This window comes from Sphingomonas sp. LT1P40 (assembly GCF_036663835.1).
Lineage (GTDB): Bacteria > Pseudomonadota > Alphaproteobacteria > Sphingomonadales > Sphingomonadaceae > Sphingomonas.
Window position 1 is genome coordinate 949,551 of the sequence record NZ_JAXOJT010000001.1, and the last position, 13,167, is coordinate 962,717.

Here is a 13,167-nt window from a genome sequence, read left to right on the forward strand (position 1 = left end):
AGGGGCCTGTAGCTCAATTGGTTAGAGCTGACCGCTCATAACGGTTAGGTTGCGGGTTCAAGTCCTGCCGGGCCCACCAGCGTTCAAGCGACCTTCCGACGTTCGCTCATCTCGTCATTCAGCATTTCGGCCAGCAGAAATGCCAGTTCCAGCGATTGCCCGGCGTTGAGGCGCGGGTCGCAATGCGTGTGGTAGCGGTCGGCCAGGTCATGCTCGCTGACGTCGATCATGCCGCCGGTGCATTCGGTGACGTTCTGCCCGGTCATTTCGGCGTGTATGCCGCCGGCGATCGTTCCCTCGGCGCGGTGGACGGCGAAGAAGCCGCGCACTTCCTCCAATATGCGCTCGAACGGGCGGGTCTTGTAGCCGTTCGCGGCCTTGACGACGTTGCCGTGCATCGGGTCGCAGCTCCACACGACGCTATGCCCTTCGCGTTTTACGGCGCGAACGAGTTTCGGCAGGCCGGCCTCGATCTGGTCATGGCCATAGCGGGTGATGAGCGTCATGCGGCCCGGCGTGCGCGTGGGGTTCAGCGTGTCGAGTAGCCGCAGCAGTGCATCCGGCTCCAGGCTGGGACCGCATTTCATGCCGATCGGGTTGCCGATGCCGCGCAGGAACTCGACATGCGCGCTGCCGTCGAAGCGGGTGCGGTCACCGATCCACAGCATGTGCGCGCTGGTGTCGTACCAGTCGCCGGTCAGCGAATCCTGTCGCGTCAGCGCTTGCTCATAGGGGAGCAGCAACGCTTCGTGGCTGGTGTAGAAATCGGTCGCCTTGAGCTGTGGCACGCTGTCGGCGTCGATGCCGCACGCCTGCATGAAGTCGAGCGCCTCGCCGATGCGGTCGGCGACATCCGCGAACTTCTTGCTCCACGGTGAGGAGCCGAGGAAGTCGAGCGTCCATTTGTGGACCTGATGCAGGTTCGCATAGCCGCCGCTGGCAAAGGCGCGCAGCAGGTTGAGCGTGGCGGCGGACTGGCTGTAGCCCTGAACCATCCGTTGCGGATCGGGGATGCGCGATTCGGGGGTGAAGGCGATGTCGTTGATATTGTCGCCGCGATAGCTGGGCAAGGTGACGCCATCGATCGTCTCGGTATCGGCGGAGCGCGGCTTGGCGAACTGACCGGCCATGCGCCCGACCTTCACCGTCGGCAGTTTCGACGCAAAGGTCAGGACGACCGCCATCTGAAGGATGACGCGGAAGGTATCGCGGATGTTGTTGGGGTGGAATTCGGCAAAGGATTCGGCGCAGTCGCCCCCCTGCAACAGAAATGCTTCGCCGCGCGACACCTTGGCCAACTCCTGCGTCAGCGCGCGAGCTTCACCGGCGAAGACGAGCGGGGGGTAATTGGCGAGTTGCGACGTTGCGGCGTCGAGCGCGGCCGCATCGGGGTAAGTGGGCAGCTGGCGCGCCTCGGCCTGTTTCCAGCTGTCGGGGGTCCAGCCCATATCCTGCTCCAGATTGCGGACATGGACGTACCAGTCCTGATGATGCGCGATGCCGTTGGCGGCGATCTGATTGAGGACGGCGGCGGAGGCGCGCTTGCCTTCCTCCTCCCAGCCCTGAACCGTCGAACCGGGCGTGTCGAACCACGCGCCGAATGCGGCGCGGGAGAGGGAGCGCTCCTCACGGAAGCGGCGAATTTTGGAACCGGCTAATGTGCTCATGATGCGACGCCCTTACCCGTATGGGGTAAATCAACGCAAGCGATTAATTCACCCCGTGTGGGTAAACCAGGTTGGGCATACCGGTTCAGCGGGCCTTAATGCTGCCGCGTGCGTTAGCTACGCATCGGTCTGATTGTGTTTGGAGTGTCCTATGATCCGGATGTTGTTGCTGACGGCGCTGCTGGCGACACCCGCAATGGCCCAGGAGGCCGCGTCCGGCGAGCCGCCACAGCGCGTCCGCAGCGTCGTGCTGTTTGGCGAGGACAAATGCCCAAAGGCCGAGAGTGCGGACGAGGTGGTGATCTGCTCACGGCCCGGTGATTCGCCGTTTCGTATCCCCAAGGCGTTGCGCAAGACCGAGCCGGGGCCGGGTGGGACCAGCTGGGTCCGGCGCGCCGAACTGGTCGATGAAGTGAACCGCGCGGTGCTACCGGGGAGCTGCAACCCGATCGGCAGCTTCGGCCAGAGCGGCTGCACGATGCAGATGCTGCGTCAGTGGAAGGCCGAGCAGCGCGAGAAGAAGGCGGCCGAAGCGGAAATTCCGGGCGGCGAGGACTAGGCCTTATTGCCCGAAGCCGGACTCGGATGCGCGCGCGACGGCTTCGCGCGCTGCCGCAAATAGTGCGCCCGCCTTGGCCTCGCATTCGCGCTGTTCATAAACCGGATCGCTGTCGGCGACGATGCCTGCGCCTGCGGTCACGTACATGGTCCCGTCCTTGACGATGCCGGTGCGCAGCACGATGCAGCTGTCCATCGATCCGTCGGGCGAGAAATAGCCGACGCCGCCCGCGTAAGGCCCGCGCTGATCGACCTCCAGCTCGGCGATGATCTCGCACGCCCGCACCTTGGGCGCGCCGCTGACCGTTCCTGCCGGGAAACCGGCGAACAGCGCGTCGATCGCGTCGGCATCGGGGCGCAGGCGGCCGACGACGTTCGAGACGATGTGCATGACGTGGCTGTAGAATTCGACGGTGTAGCTGTCGGTGACTTTCACCGTGCCCGCCTCGGCGACGCGGCCGGTATCGTTGCGACCCAGATCGAGCAGCATCAGATGTTCGGCGCGTTCCTTGGCATCGGCGAGCAGGCTGGCCTTGTTCGCCTGATCCTCGGCATCGGATGCGCCGCGCGGGCGGGTCCCGGCGATCGGGCGGATGGTGACTTCGCCGTCGCGCACGCGGACCAGGATTTCCGGGCTGGATCCGGTAAGGGCGAAGCCGGGCAGGTCAAGGAAGTAGAGAAAGGGCGACGGGTTGATGCGCCGGAGCGCGCGGTACAGTTCGATCGGCGGCAGCGGGAAGGGCGTGCTGAAACGTTGCGCGAGGACGACCTGAAACACGTCGCCGGCCGCGATATAATCTTTCGCTCGCGCGACCATCGCGCCGTAATCGGCGGCGGAAATGGCAGGTTCGGCGGCAACCGGGATGGCATCGGCGGTAACGCGCGCGGGAAGCGGCGCGGCGGCGAGACGCGCGGCGGTGGCGTCGAGACGCTCGGTTGCGGTTGCGATCAGCCCATCGGTATCTCGTGTGGCGTCGGGCCACACGGGCGCGACGAGGAACAGCGAATCGGCGAGGCGATCGAAGATCAGGATCACCGTCGGCCGCACGAAGATCATGTCGGGCAGGCCCAGCACATCGTTGGCGGCGCGCGGCAGTTTCTCGACCAGCCCGATCGTCTCGTAACCGAAATAGCCAACGAGGCAGGCAAGCGCGCGGGGCAGTTCGGGCGGCACGTCCATCCGGCAATCGCGGACAAGGTCGCGGAGCGCGTCGAGTGTCGGCTTTGCGGCGGGCACGAAGGCGTTGCGGTCGGTGAGCCAGGCGGCATTGACCTCCGCCGCATGGCCATTTGCCCGGAACACCAGATCGGGGGCGAGGCCGATCAGGCTGTGGCGCCCGCGCACCGCGCCACCCTCGACCGATTCGAGCAGGAAATCGCCGCGCCCCGGCTCGATCAGTTTCAGCGCGGCGGCGACCGGCGTGTCGGTGTCCGCCAGTTGTTTGCGCCACAGCAGGGCAGGGCGACCGTCGGCAAGCGCCGCGCGGGCCGCTTCGACGCCCTCTACCCCCGCCACATCCATCGCGGTCAGTTGCCGCCCGTGCTCTGGCCGCCGAGCTGCGCCTTGAGCCGTGCGATGGCCTGCTCGTTGCGCTTGATGCCGACCGTCTTGCGCACTGCCTTGACGAACTGCTCGACATATTCGCTGCCGATCATCTGGCCGAGCTGGCTGCGCGTCTGGGTCACCAATGGCTGGTTACCACGCGCATTGCCCGCCTGAATTGCGTCGAGCCAGACCACCCAGTACCCGCCGCCATTGGGCGCCTCGGTCAGCTTCGCCTTTTTCGCGGCCATGCTGAACATCAGGCGGACCGGCGGTGGCACCTGTTGCCCCATCTGTCCGATTTCGCCGCGCGATGCGTCGAGCGGCTGGAGCGCGGGCAAAGTGAGACCGGTCTTTTTCATGGCATCCGCGATCGGCGTGCCCTTGTTCACGTCCGCGAGGACCGCGGCCGCGACTTTGCGTGCGCCCTGAAGCTGGCGATCGCGCAGGAAGTCGGCGGTGACGCCTGCACGGATCTGCGCGAGCGGGAGCGGGGCTGCGGCGATGACGCGTTCGGTCTTGATGAGTGCGAAGCCGCCATCCTGACCGATCTGGATCAGCTGGGGATCGTCGCCGGTTTCCATCGCAAAGCCGCCCTGTGCGATCTGTCCGAGCACCGGGTCGGGCTGCGCTTGGGGATCCTGCGTCGCACGACCGTCGGCGAAAACGGGCGGCGTGGCTTCGGCTTTCAATTTTGCGTCGGCAACCGCTTCGTCGAAGGTGGCGTTATTGGCGAGGCCGTTGTCGAGGCGCGCGCGCATATTGGCGAGCGCTTCCGCCTCCTTGCGCGCGGTGATCGCGGTGGCGATTTCGGCGCTCACCTGCGTCAGCGGTTTGGCGGCGATCTGGTCGATCTTTTCGACGCGGACGATGCTCCAGCCGAATTGCGAACGTAGCGGCCCGACGACATCGCCGGCCTTTGCGGCGAAGGCGGCGTCGGCGATAGCCTGGCTGCTCGAGCGCGCAAAGGCGGGCTTTTCGGCGTTTTCGATGGTGGCGGGCTTCAGGCCGATCGCCTGTGCGGCGGCCGCCATCGACATGCCGCCCTTGATCTTCGCGGCGAGTGCATTGGCTGCGGCCTGATCGGCGACGTTCACTTGCGCAAAGGTGCGGCGCGTGCTCGCGGCGTATTTTGCGGCATCCTTGCGATAGGTTTCCGCGATCTCGGCGTCGGTCGCCTTCGCGCTTTCGGCGAACTGGTCGGGCCGGACGATGGCGTAACGGATCACGCGGCGCTCGGGCAGCGTGTAGCGCGCACGGCCGCGATTGTAGAAAGCGGTCAGTTCGGCATCGGTGGGTGCCGCTCCGGGGGCGATTGCGGCGCTGGGAATATAGCCGACCGACCCCTTGCGCCGCTCCAGCAGCAGCGAGGCGTAGGGCGTGGCGAGTTCGACGGGCACGTAGTTGGCGGCGACCGAGGTACCCGCGACCCATTGCGCGAGAATACCCTGACGGATGTCGGCGCGAATCTGTTCGGTGGTGATAGCTTCGCGCGCCAGCACCTGTTCAAAGGCGCGCTGGCTGAACTGGCCGGTGATTGGGTCGGCAAAGGCGGGGCTCGACGCGATCTCGCCGTCGATCGCGGCCTTGGACACCGACATGCCGTTCTTGCGGGCATATTCCTCAAGCGTCAGGCGGTTGACGATATCGTCGAGCACCTGCTCATACCCGCCCGAATTCACGAACTGGGTCATGTCGAGCATCGGCTGCTGCTGACGCACGCGTTCCAGCGCGTTCTTCATCCGCGCCTGAACCTCCGCCTCGTCCACCTTGCGATCGCCAATCTCGATCAGCGCACCGCTGCGGGGTCCCGAACTGCCGGTCAGGTTGGTGATATCGCCCAGCGCGAACGCCACGGCGATGAGGACGAGCAACAGAAGCGCGACAATCTTGCCGACAGTCGAAAAGATGGTGCGCCGAAGGAAGGTGAGCATGGAGACCCGATCAATGGGAAGTGTTGGTGGGTGCTTTAGGGGGGCAATGCCCCGCCATCAAGCTTGTGTGCGTGCTTGGGGGTGCGTATCGGCATGTCCGAAATCAGACAATTGTCAGGGAGAGCGGGATGCGGCGCAAGCGGGTGGCGGGAAACTGGAAGATGTTCGGGCTCAAGGCCGATCTGGTCGAGGTTCGGGGCATCGCGGAGATTGCGGCGGCAAATCCCGGCGTGGATGTTGCGCTGGGCCTGCCTGCGACACTGATCGAGGCGGCGGCCGCGGTTGCGGGGACCGTGGCGATAGGCGGGCAGGATTGCCACGCTGCCGAACAGGGCGCGCATACCGGCAACATCTCCGCCGCGATGCTGGCGGAGGCCGGAGCCAGCTTCGTCATCGTCGGGCATAGCGAACGCCGCGCGCACCAGGGCGAGACCGATGCCGACGTCAAGGGCAAGGCCGAGGCGGCGCACCGCCACGGGCTGAACGCGATCCTGTGCGTCGGCGAAACGCTGGAGCAACGTGACGCGGGCCGGGCCGAGGCTGTGGTGACGGCGCAGGTCGCGGCATCGATGCCCGACGGCGCGGATGCGGCATGGCTGGACATCGCCTATGAGCCGGTCTGGGCGATCGGCACCGGACGCACGCCGACCGAGGGCGACGTGGCGGCGATGCACGGTGCGATCCGGACGAAGCTGGCCGAATTGCTCGGCGCAGATGCGGCGGCGCGGATGCGGATTCTGTATGGCGGATCGGTCAATGGCGCGAATGCGGCGGCGCTGCTGGGCTGTGCCGATGTCGATGGCGCGCTGGTTGGCGGTGCCAGCCTGACCGCCGCGAAGTTTGGGCCGATCATCGAAGCGGCGGCGTCGCTGTAACGGGATTATCGTGGATTATTCGGGTAGATTCTCCCTAGCTTTCCGCGCGGACCCCGCCTAAAGGCCACGCTCCGTTGTGTCGGGGAGTGGCGCAGTCCGGTAGCGCGCCTGCTTTGGGAGCAGGATGTCGCAGGTTCGAATCCTGTCTCCCCGACCATCCCTTTCGACCAATCGCCAATCCCGTTCGACCGGCTGCATGGAATTGCATCGCCTGTTCAACTGTGGTTGCGTTAGGGTCGGAAATGCAACTTCCCAACGGCCCGCAATCCTCGCCCTATCTGGTGCCGCATCGTATCGCGGTGCTGTCGATCGTCGTGTTCTGGCTGTTCTACTATGTCACCGTGTCGCTGCGGTCATGGATCATGGGCTATCCCGGTTTTGCGTGGATGCTCGACAACCGGGCGTGGGTGTCGCTGTTCGGGATCGGGTTCACCTATCTGCTCTATTGGGCGTTACGACTGCTGAACGATCGTGCGTTGGGCGTACGGGTGGGAGCGGCTTTCATATTGTCCGGGGTCGTTGCGACGGCTTACTCGGCGGTGAATTACGCTTCCTTCTATGTTTATGACCCTGCACCGCCCGAGGTGCAGCGCGCCAAGGACGCGGTAGCGGGGACGGCGAAGGCCGTTGCCGAGCCGGAGAAAAAGGATGCGGCGCATCTGATCTCCGAGAATGCGCTGCACTGGTATTTCTTCATCACGTCATGGGCGGTATTCTATCTGGCGATGTCCTATGCCGGCGCGGTGCGCGCGTCCGAGCGGGAGGCGGCGCGGTTGCGCGCGGCGGCGCAGACGGCGGAACTGCGCGCGCTGCGCTACCAGGTGAATCCGCATTTCCTGTTCAACACGCTCAATTCGATTTCGGCGCTGGTGATGTCGGGGAAACGCGGGGATGCAGAGACGATGATCCTGAATCTGGCGACGTTTTTCCGCACCAGCCTGGCCGCGGAGCCGACCGAGGATGTGCCGTTGAGCGATGAGATAGCGGTGCAGCAGCTCTATCTGGAGATTGAGGCGGTGCGCTTTCCCGAGCGGCTGCGTCCGATGTTCGAGATCGACGCCGACGTGCAGGATGCGTGTGTGCCGGGCCTGATCCTGCAGCCCTTGATCGAGAATGCGGTGAAATACGGGGTCGCGCCTGCGCATCGACCGGTACAAATCTGCGTGACCGCAAAGCGTGCAGGCGACAGGCTGGAGGTGACGGTGGCCGATGATGGGGACGGCGTTACGACAGCCAATGGAACCGGGGTCGGTCTGCGCAACGTGCGCGACCGGCTGAGCGCGCGATTCGGCGATGCCGCCACGCTGGTCGCGGGCAAAAGCGACACTGGCGGGTTTGCCGCGACGCTGACGATGCCGCTGGTGCGCGATGGCTGTTGAACGGCTCCGCACGCTGATCGTCGACGACGAACCGCTGGCGGTCGAGCGGATGCAGATATTGTGTGCAGGCATTCCCGCGATCGACCTGATCGGCACGGCGAGCGACGGGGACGCCGCGCTTCGGCTGATCGAGGCCTTGAGACCCGATCTGGTGCTGCTCGACATTGCCATGCCGCAACGCGACGGGATCGGCGTGGCGAGCGCACTGTCGGCAGCGGGGCATCGCCCCGCAGTGATCTTCTGCACCGCGTTCGAGCAGCATGCGGTGGCGGCGTTCGACGTCGCGGCGGTGGATTATGTGTTGAAGCCGGTCAGCGCCGAGCGACTGGCGCGCGCGGTGCAGCGCGCGGTGGAAATGGCGGGGCGGGGGCAGGGGACGTCGGCATCCTTGGCCAGCTCGCGCTGGATCGAGGAATTCTGGGTCCCGCACCGTTCGGAAATGGTGCGCGTGGCCGCCGCCGATATCGAGCGAATCGATGCCGAGCGCGACTATATGCGGCTGAGCCTGGGCGCGCGCAGCTATCTGATCCATCAGACGATCAGCGATCTGGAGCGACGGCTGGACCCGGAGCGCTTTATCCGGCTGCACCGATCGACGATCGTGCGGCGCGACCGGATCGTGAAGCTGCGGCACGACGGACTGGGCGTGTGGCATGCCGAGCTGGCGGACGGTGAGGCGGTGCGGATCGGGCGCACCTATCAGGCCGCGGCGAAGGCGATCATGGCGGGATAAGGTTGTTCGGCTTTGCCGAAGCGGCACCGGCCCGCTCCCCCGCCCGGCCAGCCATCCAGCATGACCCTGTGGGTGGCCGGGTGGGGGAGCGGGTGCCGCAACCGTCCGGCATGCCGTACCAAAAATGACCCCGCCGCCGGTCCCTCCGGCAGGCGGGGCCAGTGGAATGAGCGTCAGGGTGCTACAATGACACTCATGTCGCGCGCCGCAAGCTGGCGGTTGCCGGCGTTGCGGAGCGCGAGGTCGATGGCCGGGGCGGTCGTGGCGAGCACGGCGGCAACGCAGCGATTGTCGGCGGCCTGCATCGCCAGGTCGCGCTGGGGCGCAGCATCGCAGATGCGGCGCGCGGCGGTCGTGATGCGTCGGTCAAAGGCCTGCTTGCCCTTCGCGCTGACCAGATTGAGGTCGGCATAGGACACGGCGATCTTCTTCTCACCACCGGCGAAAGCGGGAACCGCTGCGAGGAGCGCGGCGGCGACGGCGGCCGCGCGGGCGAGATGGCTGTACATGGGGTCTACTCCGGGGTTCGTTGACGCGTTCACACCGAACGCTGACCCCGGCTACGCTTCGGCGGTCGGTACCGCGAACGGTGCTCGACCAGCGCCATTGCCCGCTCCACGGGACGTTTTCGTCTGACCAACGACCGATCGTCGACGACGAACGAAACGGCCCCACAACGAAAAAGGGCGCCCCCGGAGGGACGCCCTTTCGTTCGGCCGGACCCGTGAGGGTCGGGCTAAAGCGCGATTACTCTGCGATGTTCGCCGCAGCGTTGTCGAGCGTGTCGGCAGCGTTCTCGAGAGCTGCTTCAGCAACTTCGTTGGTCGCGTTGTCAGCGGCCAGTTCGAGGTTGTCTGCGCTGTCTTCGAGTGCTTCTGCAACGTTCTCGGCAGTGTTGTTCGCAGCAGGCGTGGTGTTGCAAGCAGCGAGCGACATCAGGCCGGTCGCGGCAGCGACGATGAGAATCTTCTTCATTCGTTTGCTCCCAAGCAAATTTATTCGGTTCGCCCCGGCCCGATTGCCGTGCGAGTTAGTCGGAATAACGCGCCGCGCGCCGCCGTCAATGGTAATTCATCTGGCAGCAATGTTGGCCCGCCCGAAAATGGTGCGCCGCATCATGGCACGGAGCCGATTTCTTCGGGCGCGTTGGCAACCACCGCGAGCATCGCAGTCCATGCCGCGACATTTTGGCGCAACTGTGACCGATCGATCTTGTCGAGCGTGTCGTCGGGTGTGTGGTGCAAGTCGAAATAGCGCGTGCCGTCCTGTTGCAGGTCGATCGCCGCGACACCCGATTTTACGAGGTCGGAGATATCAGCGCCACCGCCCGCGCGTTGCGTGCTGCGACCGACGCCCAGCGGTGCCAGCGCGGCGGTGACGCGGTCGCCCACACCCTTAGCGCTGTCCGGCAGTTTGAAATCGACACGCCAGATACGGTCGGCTCCGAAATCCGATTCGGATGCCAGCGCGTGACGCTCGGCCTTATGCGCCTCGAAATAGGCCTTTCCGCCGAACACGCCGACTTCCTCGGCCCCCGCCCACAGGATACGGATCGTACGGCGCGGCTGGCCTGCATCGAGGATTCGCTTCGCGGCCGCGGCGACAATCCCGCAACCCGCGGCATCGTCGAACGCGCCGGTGCCCAGATCCCAGCTGTCGAGATGACAGGCGATAATGACCATTCCCGCCGCCGGATCGCTGCCCGGCACATCGGCGATGACATTGCCCGATTCGCGGGTGCCGGCCTGGCGCGGGGTGAGGGTGAGCTTTACCTTTACCGGCTGACCGCGCTTGACGATTCGCTCCAGCTGCTCGGCATCGGGCAGGGCGAGTGCGGCGGACGGGATCGGCGTGACGCCGGACTCGAAGCTGGTGCCGCCGGTGTGCGGATTGCGGTGATAATCGGTGCCGATCGACCGGATCAGGACCGCCACCGCGCCTTTCTTTGCGGCGATGTTCGGCCCCTGCCAGCGGGCGGCACCGTAAGCGCTATATTGCGAGCCGTCCTGTGTGCGGGTCATGCCGTGGCTGATAAAGGCGATCTTGCCCCTCAAACTGCCGTCGGGTGCGGCGCGCAGATCGGCGACGGTGGGGAAATAGACGATCTCGGCCTCCAGACCCTTTGCCGGGGTCGCGCCGCTGTTGCCAAGTGCGGTGAGCGTCAGCGGTTGCGGGAAGGGGGCGGTGACCTCCGCCTTTTCCTCGCCGCGCACCCAAACCGGCATCTGGTATGGTTCGCTGCGCACATTGCTGAAACCGAGCGCGGTGAGTTTCTTCACCGCCCAAGCGCGGGCGCGCGCTTCGGCCTCGGTACCCGCCAGGCGCGGGCCGATCTCGGTCGTTAGACCTTCGGTGATGTCCCAGGCGACATCGTCCTTCAGCGCGGCGTCGCGCAGAGCGGCGGGATCCATCTGGGCCAGCGCGGGGAGGGGCAGGGCGAGAGCGGCAACGGCCGCGAGCAGTAATGTACGCATTGACCGGTGCTAACCACCGCCGCCCGGTTTGCCAACCGCCGGGGGCATCGCTACATGCGCGACCAACCTTTCTGCCATCCCAGATATCCAGACGGAGACCACCCGTGGCCGCCCAATATGCGTTCGTCATGAAGGACATGACCAAGACCTTCCCCGGTGCGCCCAAGCCGGTGCTGAGCAACATCAATTTGCAATTCTATCAGGGTGCCAAGATCGGCATCGTCGGCCCCAACGGCGCGGGCAAGTCCACGCTGATGAAGATCATGGCGGGCGTCGACAAGGATTTCACGGGCGAGGCCTGGCCGGGTGAGAACATCACGGTCGGCTATCTGGAACAGGAGCCGGAGCTCGACCCGACCAAGACCGTGCTGGAAAACGTCAAGGACGGCGCGCGCGAGACCGCCGATCTGGTCGAGCGCTTCAACGCGATCTCGGCGGAAATGGGCGAGCCGACCGACGAGACCGATTTCGACGCGCTGATGGAGGAAATGGGGAACCTTCAGACGAAGATCGACGCGGTCGATGGATGGTCGCTCGACAGCCAGCTCGAACTGGCGATGGAGGCGTTGCGCTGCCCGCCGTCCGATTCGCCGGTCACCAGCCTGTCGGGCGGTGAAAAGCGCCGCGTCGCGCTGACGCGATTGCTGATCCAGAAGCCGTCGATCCTGCTGCTCGACGAGCCGACCAACCATCTGGATGCCGAAAGCGTCAAATGGCTGGAAAATCACCTGAAAGAATATGCCGGCGCGGTGCTGATGATTACCCATGACCGCTATTTCCTCGACAACGTCGTCGAGTGGATTCTGGAAATCGATCGCGGCAAATACTTCCCTTACGAAGGCAATTACTCGACCTATCTGGAGAAGAAGTCGAAGCGTCTGGAGCAGGAAGACCGCGAGGAATCGGGCCGCAAGACCGCGATCCGCAACGAGCTGGAATGGATCCGGCAGGGTGCCAAGGCACGCCAGACCAAATCCAAGGCGCGTATCGCCAAGTTCGAGGAACTGGTCGAGCAGCAGAAGAACCGCACGCCGGGCAAGGCACAGATCGTAATCCAGGTGCCGGAACGTCTGGGCGGCAAGGTGATCGAGATGGAGAATATCTCGAAAGCGTATGGCGACAAATTGCTGTTCGAGAATCTGTCCTTCACGCTGCCGGCCGGCGGGATCGTCGGCGTGATCGGACCGAACGGCGCAGGTAAGTCCACGCTGTTCAAGCTGATTATCGGTTCGGAAGAGCCCGACACGGGGACGATCGACAAGGGCAGCACGGTCCGTCTGGGCTATGTCGACCAGAGCCGCGATCACCTCGACCCGACCAAGAATGTCTGGGAGGAAATCTCCGACGGCCTGGATTACATGAAGGTCAACGGCCACGACCAGTCGACCCGCGCCTATGTCGGCGCGTTCAACTTCAAGGGGCAGGACCAGCAGAAGAATGTCGGCAAGCTGTCCGGTGGTGAACGCAACCGCGTGAATATCGCGAAGATGCTGAAAAAGGGCGGCAACGTCCTGCTGCTCGACGAACCGACCAACGATCTCGACGTCGAAACGCTGGGCGCGCTGGAGGAAGCGATCGAGAATTTCGCGGGCTGCGCGGTGGTCATCAGCCATGACCGCTTCTTCCTCGATCGGCTGGCGACGCACATCCTGGCGTTCGAGGGCAATAGCCACGTCGAATGGTTCGAGGGGAATTTCGAGGCTTATGAAGAGGACAAGCGCCGCCGTCTGGGCGATGCGGCGGATCGGCCTACGGCGCTGGCGTATAAGAAGCTGACGCGGTGAAATGGTTCAGCGCGGTCCGGATTCCTCGTCCGGGTCGCGCTGATATTCTTTCGACAGCAACTTGCGTGTGACGAGATTGTAGGTCTTGTCACCTTTTCTGGCCGTGTAGAGCAGCCACTGTCCGAAGCAGAACGCCAGGATCATGCCACTGGCAATAAAGGCAATTGCGCAGCCAATATACCATGCAGTGCTCCCGTGATCCACGATCATGCCCCACACC

At 64.9% G+C, this 13,167-nt stretch carries 12 protein-coding genes and 2 tRNA genes; 7 read left to right on the forward strand and 7 right to left on the reverse strand.

Features of this window, described 5'->3' with window-relative positions:
* Positions 1–2 precede the first annotated feature (2 nt).
* Positions 3–79 (forward strand) — tRNA-Ile (locus U1702_RS04620).
* Between the two features lie 4 nt (positions 80–83).
* On the opposite strand, the gene U1702_RS04625 is transcribed toward U1702_RS04620, so the two are convergent.
* A complete protein-coding gene (locus U1702_RS04625) occupies positions 84–1,448 on the reverse strand; it encodes a class II 3-deoxy-7-phosphoheptulonate synthase (RefSeq protein WP_332724575.1) in 1,365 nt (454 codons plus the stop codon).
* 370 nt (positions 1,449–1,818) lie between these two features.
* On the opposite strand from U1702_RS04625, the gene U1702_RS04630 reads away from it, so the two are divergent.
* Positions 1,819–2,226 (forward strand): hypothetical protein, encoded by a 408-nt coding sequence (locus U1702_RS04630; RefSeq protein ID WP_332722473.1) that lies wholly within the window; start codon positions 1,819–1,821, stop codon positions 2,224–2,226.
* Positions 2,227–2,229: 3 nt separating this feature from the next.
* Here the strand turns inward: U1702_RS04630 and U1702_RS04635 are convergent, their stop codons facing one another.
* Together U1702_RS04635 and U1702_RS04640 are read right to left on the reverse strand one after the other, a co-directional pair.
* Positions 2,230–3,741, reverse strand: coding sequence for an anthranilate synthase component I family protein (locus U1702_RS04635; RefSeq protein WP_332722475.1), 1,512 nt, complete (start codon positions 3,739–3,741; stop codon positions 2,230–2,232).
* Between the two features lie 11 nt (positions 3,742–3,752).
* Positions 3,753–5,702, reverse strand: a complete 1,950-nt coding sequence (locus U1702_RS04640; protein WP_332722477.1) for a peptidylprolyl isomerase — start codon at positions 5,700–5,702, stop codon at positions 3,753–3,755.
* 128 nt (positions 5,703–5,830) lie between these two features.
* Here U1702_RS04640 and tpiA point away from each other — a divergent pair, with 128 nt between their 5' ends.
* The 4 genes from tpiA (at position 5,831) to U1702_RS04660 (ending at position 8,689) form a co-directional block, all read left to right on the forward strand.
* Positions 5,831–6,577 (forward strand): triose-phosphate isomerase, encoded by a 747-nt coding sequence (gene tpiA, locus U1702_RS04645; protein WP_332722479.1) that lies wholly within the window; start codon positions 5,831–5,833, stop codon positions 6,575–6,577.
* 80 nt (positions 6,578–6,657) lie between these two features.
* A tRNA-Pro gene (locus tag U1702_RS04650) sits at positions 6,658–6,734 on the forward strand.
* An 85-nt stretch (positions 6,735–6,819) separates the two neighbouring features.
* The gene (locus tag U1702_RS04655) at positions 6,820–7,956 is read left to right on the forward strand and encodes a sensor histidine kinase (protein WP_332722481.1); all 1,137 of its coding nucleotides are present in this window, start codon (positions 6,820–6,822) and stop codon (positions 7,954–7,956) included.
* Positions 7,946–8,689 carry a LytR/AlgR family response regulator transcription factor gene (locus U1702_RS04660; RefSeq protein ID WP_332722483.1) on the forward strand — a complete coding sequence of 248 codons (744 nt, stop codon included), beginning with the start codon at positions 7,946–7,948 and terminating at the stop codon, positions 8,687–8,689. Before U1702_RS04655 ends, U1702_RS04660 begins: the two co-directional genes overlap by 11 nt.
* Before the next feature lie 173 nt (positions 8,690–8,862).
* Here the strand turns inward: U1702_RS04660 and U1702_RS04665 are convergent, their stop codons facing one another.
* The 3 genes from U1702_RS04665 to U1702_RS04675 all read right to left on the reverse strand — a co-directional run bounded on the left by U1702_RS04665 (position 8,863) and on the right by U1702_RS04675 (position 11,163).
* A complete protein-coding gene (locus tag U1702_RS04665; RefSeq protein ID WP_332722484.1) occupies positions 8,863–9,198 on the reverse strand; it encodes a UrcA family protein in 336 nt (111 codons plus the stop codon).
* A 238-nt stretch (positions 9,199–9,436) separates the two neighbouring features.
* Complete coding sequence (locus U1702_RS04670; protein WP_332722486.1) at positions 9,437–9,664, reverse strand: hypothetical protein; 228 nt, start codon at positions 9,662–9,664, stop codon at positions 9,437–9,439.
* Positions 9,665–9,804: 140 nt separating this feature from the next.
* Positions 9,805–11,163: a M28 family peptidase gene (locus U1702_RS04675; protein WP_332722489.1), complete on the reverse strand. Its 1,359-nt coding sequence runs from the start codon at positions 11,161–11,163 to the stop codon at positions 9,805–9,807.
* A 104-nt stretch (positions 11,164–11,267) separates the two neighbouring features.
* Between U1702_RS04675 and ettA the strand changes: the two genes are divergently transcribed.
* A complete protein-coding gene (gene ettA, locus U1702_RS04680) occupies positions 11,268–12,947 on the forward strand; it encodes an energy-dependent translational throttle protein EttA (RefSeq protein ID WP_332722490.1) in 1,680 nt (559 codons plus the stop codon).
* Positions 12,948–12,953: 6 nt separating this feature from the next.
* Here the strand turns inward: ettA and U1702_RS04685 are convergent, their stop codons facing one another.
* A complete protein-coding gene (locus tag U1702_RS04685) occupies positions 12,954–13,157 on the reverse strand; it encodes a hypothetical protein (protein ID WP_332722492.1) in 204 nt (67 codons plus the stop codon).
* Positions 13,158–13,167: the final 10 nt, after the last annotated feature.

Bases quoted from the DNA above. Each gene is read 5' to 3' on its own strand.
- U1702_RS04625 (WP_332724575.1), bottom strand. From the start codon at position 1,448: ATGGGCTGGACCCCCGACAGCTGGAAACAGGCCGAGGCGCGCCAGCTG.
- U1702_RS04630 (WP_332722473.1), top strand. From the start codon at position 1,819: ATGATCCGGATGTTGTTGCTGACGGCGCTGCTGGCGACACCCGCAATG.
- U1702_RS04640 (WP_332722477.1), bottom strand. From the start codon at position 5,702: ATGCTCACCTTCCTTCGGCGCACCATCTTTTCGACTGTCGGCAAGATT.
- tpiA (WP_332722479.1), top strand. From the start codon at position 5,831: ATGCGGCGCAAGCGGGTGGCGGGAAACTGGAAGATGTTCGGGCTCAAG.
- U1702_RS04655 (WP_332722481.1), top strand. From the start codon at position 6,820: ATGCAACTTCCCAACGGCCCGCAATCCTCGCCCTATCTGGTGCCGCAT.
- U1702_RS04660 (WP_332722483.1), top strand. From the start codon at position 7,946: ATGGCTGTTGAACGGCTCCGCACGCTGATCGTCGACGACGAACCGCTG.
- U1702_RS04665 (WP_332722484.1), bottom strand. From the start codon at position 9,198: ATGTACAGCCATCTCGCCCGCGCGGCCGCCGTCGCCGCCGCGCTCCTC.
- U1702_RS04670 (WP_332722486.1), bottom strand. From the start codon at position 9,664: ATGAAGAAGATTCTCATCGTCGCTGCCGCGACCGGCCTGATGTCGCTC.
- U1702_RS04675 (WP_332722489.1), bottom strand. From the start codon at position 11,163: ATGCGTACATTACTGCTCGCGGCCGTTGCCGCTCTCGCCCTGCCCCTC.
- U1702_RS04685 (WP_332722492.1), bottom strand. From the start codon at position 13,157: ATGATCGTGGATCACGGGAGCACTGCATGGTATATTGGCTGCGCAATT.